General features: G+C 42.7%; 3 protein-coding genes and 2 pseudogenes. 3 read left to right on the top strand and 2 right to left on the bottom strand.

Features of this window, described 5'->3' with window-relative positions:
* A pseudogene (locus tag BACCELL_RS27740) lies at positions 1 to 137 on the bottom strand (aspartate-semialdehyde dehydrogenase); the annotation flags it as partial.
* A gap of 153 nt (positions 138 to 290) precedes the next feature.
* Here BACCELL_RS27740 and BACCELL_RS05830 point away from each other — a divergent pair.
* The 3 genes from BACCELL_RS05830 (at position 291) to BACCELL_RS05820 (ending at position 3,881) form a co-directional block, all read left to right on the top strand.
* Complete coding sequence (locus BACCELL_RS05830; RefSeq protein ID WP_007210690.1) at positions 291 to 2,429, top strand: cation:proton antiporter; 2,139 nt, start codon at positions 291 to 293, stop codon at positions 2,427 to 2,429.
* Positions 2,430 to 2,438: 9 nt separating this feature from the next.
* Complete coding sequence (locus BACCELL_RS05825) at positions 2,439 to 3,149, top strand: tRNA threonylcarbamoyladenosine dehydratase (RefSeq protein WP_007210689.1); 711 nt, start codon at positions 2,439 to 2,441, stop codon at positions 3,147 to 3,149.
* A gap of 81 nt (positions 3,150 to 3,230) precedes the next feature.
* The gene (locus BACCELL_RS05820) at positions 3,231 to 3,881 is read left to right on the top strand and encodes an ABC transporter ATP-binding protein (RefSeq protein WP_007210688.1); all 651 of its coding nucleotides are present in this window, start codon (positions 3,231 to 3,233) and stop codon (positions 3,879 to 3,881) included.
* Positions 3,882 to 3,883: 2 nt separating this feature from the next.
* Here BACCELL_RS05820 and BACCELL_RS27285 read toward each other — a convergent pair.
* A pseudogene (locus BACCELL_RS27285) lies at positions 3,884 to 4,368 on the bottom strand (TonB-dependent receptor); the annotation flags it as partial.

Below are 4,368 nucleotides of genomic sequence, written 5' to 3'. Positions count from 1 at the left end.
CGGAATGTGTATTTTGTTCCGGCACTGCGTTTAGAACCGAACAACACTAACTCATCCAACGGGAAATTTCTTTCATCGAGCACACGCAGGAACTCCTGTCCCACGGCTCCGCTTGCTCCAACAATAGCTACTTTCATTTTCTTTTGTTTTTTATTAAGTTTATAAAAATGTTCTTCTATGCTTAAAAACGATAGAATTGGCTGCAAATTTATAACAATTTGCTGTATGACAACGTATAAAATGAAAACTTTTTTGTTATTTTGCAACGTAAAACCTAAAACTTGAAGCCCATGGACTTATTTGACTTCAGTCTGAAACTTCCGATTACTGATCCTACATGGATATTCCTCCTTGTATTGCTTATCATATTGTTTGCTCCCATTTTGTTGAATAGATTGCGTATTCCACATATCATCGGTATGATATTGGCGGGATTGGTAATTGGTGAGCATGGATTTAATATTCTGGCGCGGGATAGTAGTTTTGAACTGTTTGGTAAAGTTGGTTTATACTATATAATGTTTTTGGCTGGTCTGGAAATGAATATGGCGGATTTCAAGCAGAATCGGGGGAAGGCCGTAATGCTGGGATTATTAGCTTTTATTATTCCAATCATGATCGGTTTGGTGGTGAATATGACCTTCTTGAAGTATAGTTTGATCACTTCAGTCCTGTTGGCAAGTATGTATGCTTCACATACTCTGGTAGCATATCCCATTGTTATCCGGTATGGTGTATCCCGACATCGAAGTGTCAGTATTGCCGTAGGAGGTACAGCGGTGACTGATACACTTACGTTGCTGGTCCTGGCTGTAGTGGGTGGTATGTTTAAGGGAGAATCCGGTGGACTGTTTTGGGTATGGCTGGTGGTTAAAGTCGTTTTCCTTGGTGGATTGATCATGTATTTTTTCCCTCGTATCGGTCGTTGGTTCTTCCGTAGGTACGATGATAATGTAATGCAGTTCATCTTTGTGCTTGCTATGGTATTCTTAGGGGCAGGATTGATGGAATTTGTAGGAATGGAGGGTATCCTTGGTGCATTCCTTGCGGGGCTGGTGTTGAACCGGTTGATACCCCATGTTTCTCCGTTGATGAATCATTTGGAATTTGTAGGTAATGCGCTTTTCATTCCTTACTTCCTGATTGGTGTGGGAATGATGATTGATATACATGTGATTTTTGGTCATGGTGATGCTCTGAAGGTGGCAGGAGTAATGATAGCGGTTGCTTTGACCGGTAAATGGATTGCTTGCTGGTTGACACAGAAAATCTATAAGATGGGAGCCATTGAGCGGGAGTTGATGTACGGTTTAAGTAATGCCCAGGCTGCTGCTACACTGGCTGCCGTCTTGGTCGGATATAACATCATCTTGCCCAATGGTGAAAGGTTGCTGAATGATGATGTGCTGAACGGTACTGTGTTGCTTATCCTTGTGACTTGCGTGGTGAGTTCGTTTATTACTGAGCGCGCTGCCCGTAAAATAGCTATTGATGAGGCACATTTGGAGGATGAAAAGCGTCCGGCAGAACTAGAGAAGATTTTGATACCGGTTGCAAATCCGGATACAATTGAAGACTTGGTAAATCTGTCATTGGTGATACGTGACCCAAAACAGAGGGATAATCTGTTGGCGTTGAACGTAATAAATGATAATAATGCATCGGAAGCTTTGGAACTCCGTGGAAAACGTTATCTGGAGAAAGCGGCGATGATAACGGCTTCAGCGGATGTACCACTGAAACAAATTAGTCGTTATGATCTGAATATTGCTTCGGGTATTATCCATACTGCTAAAGAACATGGAGTGACGGATGTAGTGATTGGCCTGCACCGTAAGGTGAATATCGTGGATTCTTTCTTTGGTATGCTGGCTGAGAATTTGCTGAAAGGCTTGCATCGGGAAGTAATGATTGCTAAGTTCCTGATGCCGATTAATACTTTACGGAGAATTAATATTGCCGTTCCGCCCAAAGCGGAATATGAAGCTGGTTTCCAGAAGTGGGTGGAACATTTCTGCCGTATGGGAAATACATTGGGGTGCCGGGTGCATTTCTTCGCTAACGAAGAAACAACCACGCTTTTGCAAATTCTGGTGAAGAAAAGATTTAGTTCCACCATGACTGATTTTTCTCGTTTGGACGATTGGGGAGATTTGTTGTTGCTGACCGGGCAGGTGAATTATGATCATTTACTCGTGATTATCAGTGCCCGTCGTGGTTCTATCTCTTATGATCCTGCATTTGAGAGACTTCCCGCGCAATTAGGAAAGTATTTTGCCAATAATAGTTTGATAGTGCTGTATCCGGATCAATTGGGTGAGCCTCAAGATATGTTGTCATTTTCTAACCCGCGTGGCAATAATGAGGATCAGCATTATGAAAAGGTGGGTAAATGGTTCTATAAATGGTTTAGGAAAAGTGATAAGTGATTAGTAAGGATGGAAGATTGGCGGCAAAGGACACAACTCTTGTTGGGTGATGAAAAGATGGAACGGCTACGGCAGGCGCATGTGCTTGTAGTAGGCCTGGGTGGAGTAGGAGCGTATGCGGCGGAAATGATTTGTCGCGCGGGAGTAGGGCGTATGACGATTGTGGATGCAGATATGGTGCAACCAACGAATTTGAACCGTCAGCTTCCGGCTTTGCATTCTACGCTGGGGATGAGTAAGGCGGAAATTCTTGAGAAACGCTTCCGGGACGTTAATCCGGAAATTGGACTGACCGTATTGCCCGTATTTCTGAAAGATGAAAATATTCCTGAACTGCTGGACGCGGCCTCCTATGATTTTGTAGTGGATGCTATTGATACATTGTCCCCAAAATGTCATTTGATTGCAGAGGCCATGAAGCGACATATTAAGATAGTCTCCAGCATGGGAGCCGGTGCAAAGAGTGATATAACTCAGGTCCGTTTTGCCGATATATGGGATACTTATCATTGCGGGCTGAGCAAAGCAGTCAGAAAACGACTCCAAAAAATGGGAATTAAGCGTAAACTGCCGGTAGTGTTCAGTACGGAGCAGGCAGATCCGAAAGCGGTACTGCTGACTGAGGATGAAATGAATAAGAAATCGACATGTGGAACTGTTAGCTATATGCCGGCGGTATTCGGATGTTATCTGGCGGAGTATGTGTTGAAAAGATTATGATCAGCAAGCACATCTTTTGCCATCTTATTGGCAAAGAATCAGTACTTAAGTAATTATTCATTAGATAAAAATGAAGTATGTATGATACAATTACAAGGAATAACCAAGAGTTTCGGTAGCCTGCAAGTTCTGCGGGGAATCGATTTGAACATAGATAAGGGCGAGATCGTTAGTATTGTTGGTCCGAGTGGAGCGGGAAAGACTACTTTACTTCAGATTATGGGAACTTTGGATGCCCCTGATAGCGGAATGATAACGATCGACGGTACATTGGTTAGCCGTATGAAGGAGAAGGAACTGTCGGCTTTCCGTAACAAACATATCGGGTTTGTCTTTCAGTTTCACCAGCTTTTACCAGAATTCACGGCATTGGAAAACGTGATGATACCTGCATTTATTGCAGGTGTGGGGCAGAAAGAGGCTACTGCATCTGCGCTGGAATTATTGGATTTTATGGGCCTGACTGATCGTGCCGGACATAAGCCCAATGAACTTTCAGGTGGGGAAAAACAACGTGTGGCCGTAGCCCGTGCTCTTATTAATCATCCGGCTGTGATACTGGCTGACGAACCTTCGGGTAGCCTGGATACTCATAATAAGGAAGAATTGCATCAGCTTTTCTTCGATCTTCGCAATCGTTTCGGACAAACATTTGTTATTGTCACTCACGATGAAGGACTGGCACGGATTACGGACCGTACGGTGCACATGGTTGACGGGGAAATAGTTTGATTTTATTTTCCCGTACTCATTACTCCTGATTCATTATCGCTATTGTTTACTTTTCTTTGTGTTGCTTTGAACTTACGCCCAAAAGAAAAATTGTAGGATAAGCTGACTAGAAACATACGTGAGCTTTCCTTAATATAGCTTTTAGTCTTGTACGAGGCAAATTGATTCCAATTCTCATTCTCTACTTTATAATTATCAGTGAATGGGTTGAAAGCACCTACGCCCAAACGGAGATCTTTATATTTATAATATAGACCTAATATCTGGATGTTTTCTCCTCCTGAGAGGGTTTCTCCCCAAAAGTTGTTCCAATTGGTATTGATCTGCCAGAACAGGGAGAATCGTTTGTAATTGAATGAAGCTTGTCCTTCGTAATACCAGTTGGTATAAGTATGAGAATAATTGTTTCCATGACTCATATAATGGTTCACTCCTCCTGTAAATGAAAGTTGTAGCATATCCCATAGTGGACCTACACGGAGCATCA

The organism is Bacteroides cellulosilyticus DSM 14838, from assembly GCF_000158035.1.
Taxonomy (GTDB): domain Bacteria; phylum Bacteroidota; class Bacteroidia; order Bacteroidales; family Bacteroidaceae; genus Bacteroides; species Bacteroides cellulosilyticus.
This window is presented reverse-complemented; position numbering and strand designations above follow the sequence as displayed.

Coding starts and splice junctions, on each gene's coding strand:
- BACCELL_RS05830 (WP_007210690.1), top strand. CDS start 291: ATGGACTTATTTGACTTCAGTCTGAAACTTCCGATTACTGATCCTACA.
- BACCELL_RS05825 (WP_007210689.1), top strand. CDS start 2,439: ATGGAAGATTGGCGGCAAAGGACACAACTCTTGTTGGGTGATGAAAAG.
- BACCELL_RS05820 (WP_007210688.1), top strand. CDS start 3,231: ATGATACAATTACAAGGAATAACCAAGAGTTTCGGTAGCCTGCAAGTT.